This is a genomic window from Mesorhizobium sp. M2C.T.Ca.TU.002.02.1.1, assembly GCF_003997225.1.
Genome location: NZ_RZTO01000513.1, coordinates 1 through 4,541, shown reverse-complemented (window position 1 = coordinate 4,541; position 4,541 = coordinate 1). Strand labels below are relative to the sequence as shown.

The 4,541-nt window shown below is 65.6% G+C and carries 4 protein-coding genes and 1 pseudogene; all 5 read right to left on the bottom strand.

The genetic code is table 11. The annotated features are described in order from the left end of the window. A pseudogene (locus tag EOD07_RS23700) lies at positions 1-810 on the bottom strand (alpha/beta hydrolase); the annotation flags it as partial. 5 nt (positions 811-815) lie between these two features. Next, entirely contained in the window at positions 816-1,493 is a 678-nt protein-coding gene (locus EOD07_RS23695) for an isochorismatase family protein (protein WP_127237172.1), read from the bottom strand. Positions 1,494-1,520: 27 nt separating this feature from the next. Continuing rightward, complete coding sequence (locus EOD07_RS23690; RefSeq protein ID WP_127237171.1) at positions 1,521-2,819, bottom strand: Xaa-Pro peptidase family protein; 1,299 nt, start codon at positions 2,817-2,819, stop codon at positions 1,521-1,523. 311 nt (positions 2,820-3,130) lie between these two features. Next, complete coding sequence (locus tag EOD07_RS23680; protein ID WP_127237170.1) at positions 3,131-4,108, bottom strand: GlxA family transcriptional regulator; 978 nt, start codon at positions 4,106-4,108, stop codon at positions 3,131-3,133. Then, positions 4,105-4,541 (bottom strand): hypothetical protein (locus EOD07_RS23675; RefSeq protein WP_245470432.1); only part of this gene is annotated, 437 nt, incomplete at its 5' end. The genes EOD07_RS23675 and EOD07_RS23680, both read right to left, overlap by 4 nt.

Sequence of the window (4,541 nt, the reverse complement as noted above, 5' to 3'; positions counted from 1 at the left end):
TTCTCCTCGCGCCACCACGCTTGTCCGCCGGCGGCGAGGATGCGGTCGCGGTAGGCCTCGCCGTCCGACGATAGCGGATCGCATTCGGCGGTGACGATGACGGTTGGCGGCAGGCCGGAAAAGTCGCGGTCCCTGAGCGGCGAGAAGGTCGGGTCATCCGCCGACTGTCCAGGCGCGGAGCGGATACACCGATAGAACTCGATATCGGCGACGGTGAGCAGCGGCGCCTCGGCGTGCTCGACATAAGAGCGCCCGGTCTCGTCGCCGCCCAGGCCGGGATAGATCAGCATCTGGCCGATCGTGTTGTGCGGCGAAAGCGCCGCACAACACGATCGGCAGCGCGCTCGTCGCCGCGATCCACTCGAACACGGCAAGCGCATCGTCGAAGGAGGCCGGGTGCAGGTGTTCCGGCGCCAGCCGGTAGTCGACCGAGACCACCTCGAAGCCGGTGCCGACGCAGATTTCGGCGCAGATGTCGTCGTGGCTGTCGAGGTCGCCAAGGACGAAGCCGCCGCCATGATAGTAGACGACGATGGCCGCTGCAGCGTTGTTCGCCATGTGGTAGCGCCGCACTGGAATGGCATGCGCGGCGGTGGCAACGAGGCCGTCACTGGCGACGACGCCCTCGGGGTGGCCCTGGTGGAATGCCACGCACATTTTGTCGTAGACCGCGCGCTGCTCGGCAATGGGCGCGGCGGTGATCTCCGGCGGGTACCAGCTGTTGACCTCGTCGATATAGTCCCAGAGTTCCGGATCGAGCCGGTCGGCATATCTGCCACGGCTCGCCGAATTGCCCGGGTTGCTGGCCACGGCCGTCAGAGCTCGGCGTAAAGCTGCGCCGCGTTCTCGAAGGTGAAGCGCAGCGGCACCGAGCCCTCGACCTGCCACACCTTCACCGTATCGCCGGCCATCAGCCGGCAGGCGTCCAGCGTGTTGGTGACGGCGCCGCCATAGAGACGGTTGGCGAGGTTGAGAATGCCGGTCTGGTGCATGGCCGCGCTCGCGCTGCCGCAGGCGTCCTTGACCAGAAGCACGCGAAACCCGCGCGCCACCGCGTCCTTCACCGTGGCGTCGATGCAGGCCTCGGTCCAGACGCCGGCGATCACCAGCCATTCGATGCCGGCGGCCTTAAGCTTGTCGCCAAAATCGTTCCTGCCGAAGGCGCTGGCTTCCTGCTTGATCAGCATGGCTTCGCCGTTTCGCGGCGCCACTTCGTGGCAGATCGCGGTTAGCGGATCGTCCTTGTCGGAAAAGGCAGACTTGCCGCTTTCGTCGACCGGGTGGAACGGCCGCGCCTCGGCCAGGTCGACGATATAGGCCCAGTGATAAAGCGGCACGAAATTCCGCCGCGCCGCTTCCTGCAGGCGCTGCACATTGGCGAGGATGTCGGCAAATCCCTCGACCAGATAGCGCTTGTCCTTGCGATGCTCCTCCTGGAGATCGATGAACACCGCGGCCACCGTGCCGCGTCGGATGGAAATGGGCGTTTTCATGCGGATCTTGCTGTCGATGCGTCGGCGCTACTTGTCAAGAAACTCATCCTCATAAGGAAACCGCGACAGCAGCTCGGTCCCCGTTTCGGTGATGAGAATCTCGTCCTCGAGCTTGACCCCCTCGCGTCCGCCTTTCTCGCCGATATAGCTTTCGACGCTCACCACCATGCCCGGCACGATGATGCCGTCGCGGCCATAGGTCTCGTAGTCCATTGCGTGGGCGATGAAGGGCGTCTCGCCATGCATGCCGACGCCGTGCATGACCGAGGTGTAGCGCTGGTCCACAAAACGGTCCGGGATCTTCCACGCCTTCTCGGCGATCTCGCGGAACGCCATGCCGGGCTTCACGATGCCGATATTGTGCTGCACCTGGTCATGCGCCATGCGGTAGAGCGATTTCTGGTAGGGCGTCGGCTTGCCCGGGCCGCAGCGGAAGGTGCGCGAGAAGTCGGAATAGTAGCCGTAGCAGCCGATCGTGTCGGTGTCGAGCGCGACCAGCTCGCCCGGCCTGATCTTGCGCCCGCTCGCCTCGTTGAACCACGGATTGGTGCGCTGCCCGGAGGTGAGCAGCCGGGTCTCGATGAATTCGCCGCCCTGGCGGATCACCTCGTGATACATGATGGCGAAGAGCTCGTTTTCGGAAACGCCGGGCTTGATCGCCTCGCGCACGGCGGCCACGGCCGCCTCGGCGCCGGCCATCGAAGCCTGCAGGCATTTCACTTCCTCCGGCGTCTTGACCGCGCGCACGGCCAGGATTTCGCCCTGGCAGTCCTTCACCTCGCAGCCGCGCCTTTCCAGTGCCAGCGCCTGCAGATGACTGCAGCGGTCGAGCCCGAGCTTCATCGAGCCGCCGCCGTGCTTCTTCAGGAGCTCGGTGATCTCTTCAGCGAACGGACCCGCGGTCTCGTCGTCGCGGCCGGAGACGGAGGACCAGACGAGCTTGGAGGGGCGCGCCTCGTCGATCGTGTCGAGCACCATCGAGACGTGGTAGCTCTGCGGATATTCGAACAGCACGACCGGCCCCTCGGTCGGGATGAAGAAGTAGCGCGTCGAGTTGCGCAGGAAATAGCCGAACATGTTGCGCGAGCCGGTCGCGTAGCGCTGGTTGTAGGGGTCGAACAGCACCACGCCGCCATAGCCCGCTTCGCGCATCCAGGCGCGCAGCTTGGCCAGCCGGCCCTTGCGCAGCGCATCGGCATCGATGAAGGACGGCTCGGTGTCGGAGAGCCACATGCCGCCGGCGGGATCGGCCGCCGCCGGATGGCGCATGCGGTCCTTGAAGTCCACATCCTCGGTGCTGTCGGGGTCGAAAACGACGATGCTCATCAAAAGGTCTCCTATTGCGGGGACCATAGCCGGCCAGGGTTTTGAGCTTGTGCGGTATTCCGCGTTTGTTGTGCCGGATGCCGCAAGGCAATGGGCAGTGTAGCGATCCTTCGCGCCCCCCTCTGTCCTGCCGGACATCTCCCCCACGAGGGGGGAGATCAGATGTCGCGCAGGGCTTCGCCAATTGTCGACGTTGAAAGAAGGGCGCGGCGCCGAGGCTGCCAATCTCCCCCCAAGTGGGGGAGATGGCCGGCAGGCCAGAGGGGGGCGCTGTCCCGCCAGCGTCTCATCGTGTCAGCGCGCACTGCACCTTAATGCCTTCGCATCGCCTTCGGCGCGTGCCCGTGCTCCTCGCGAAACGCCCTTGCGAAGCTCGACATCGAAGCAAACCCGCAAGCGAGCGCCACATCGCGCACCATCAGCTTCGAATGCGCGAGCAGATCGGCGGCGCGCTTCAGCCGCAGCCTCCGGTAATATCCATTGGGCGAGACATCGAGCTCAGCCCGGAAATTGCGCTCCAGCTTGTCGGGCGACACGCCGAGCCGTTCCGCCAGCTCCGCCATGCCGAGCCGCTCCTCGACCGCGTCCTCCATGATGGCGATTGCCGACAGCACGAGCTCGTTCTGCACGCCGGTGCGCAGCCTGAGCGGCATCAGCTTGCGGTCGACGGAGGACCGTAAAGGCGAGTGCACGAACCATTCGGCGACCCCCGCCGCGAGTTCGGCGCCGTAGTCGCGCGTGATGATTTCCAGCATCATGTCGAGGCTGCCGACGCCGCCTGCAGAGGTGAAACGCTTGCGGTCGATGACGAAGAGATCGCGCCGAAGCTCGATATCTGGAAAAGCTTCGGTGAAGGCGGCCTGGCTGGTCCAGTGCAAGGTGCAGGCATGCCCGTCGAGCAAGCCCGCGCGGGCGAGGAAGAAGGCGGCATCGGCGACAGCGCCGATATGCGCGCCGCCGCGCAGGCTTTTGCGGATCCAGCTCATCGCCTCGTCGGCCACGATATGGTCGGCATCGCCGCCCGAGCACACCACGATGCGGTCGACCTTCGGCGCGCCCGCGGCGGAAAAGCCGGGCTGGATGGCGACGCCGTTGGAGGCTTCGACCGTGCCGGGATCGGCGCCGACGATCACCCAGCGGTAGCACTCGCGCTTGGCAAGGATGTTGACGGCGCGCAGCGGCTCGATGACGGACGAAAACGCCATCATCGGAAAGCCGGGAAAGACCAGCACCGCGAAGGTGAGGGGAGCTCCGCCCGCCGCCTGTTTTTCCACGTTGCGTGAATTCATGGTTGGCGGCCGTAGCGCGGCAGGACGAAGGTTGCGGTCAACGGCGCGAGTTCGATACCGGCCGCCGCCTCCGGGTTAAGCCAGATCATCTCTTCGATCTCGGCCGCCAGGACCGGCTCGCCAATGATGGAGAGTTCGAACAGCTCGGCCTCGACTTGGGTCTCCGGCTCGTTGGCGGCGGGAGCCGAGAACGAGCCGAGATGGAAGGCCGCGGCCGGATCGCTGGTGCCGCGCTTGCGCACCAGGAGCAGCCTGCCGCCCTCGTCGCGGATGACGGCGGCGGCGATGCGGATCGTCCTGGCCGGCACAGTTCTGGAATGGCTGGAAGTCACGATAGGCTGTTTCCCGGTGGCGGTTTTGGTGGCAGAGAGAGGTGAACTGTAGCTGGCCGCGCGGCCGGCTTGCAACGGAGAGATCAAGCGATGTTCGCAGC

What these genes read in the sequence shown, in the direction of transcription:
- EOD07_RS23690 (WP_127237171.1), bottom strand. Translation starts at nt 2,819, where the DNA reads ATGAGCATCGTCGTTTTCGACCCCGACAGCACCGAGGATGTGGACTTC.
- EOD07_RS23680 (WP_127237170.1), bottom strand. Translation starts at nt 4,108, where the DNA reads ATGAATTCACGCAACGTGGAAAAACAGGCGGCGGGCGGAGCTCCCCTC.
- EOD07_RS23695 (WP_127237172.1), bottom strand. Translation starts at nt 1,493, where the DNA reads ATGAAAACGCCCATTTCCATCCGACGCGGCACGGTGGCCGCGGTGTTC.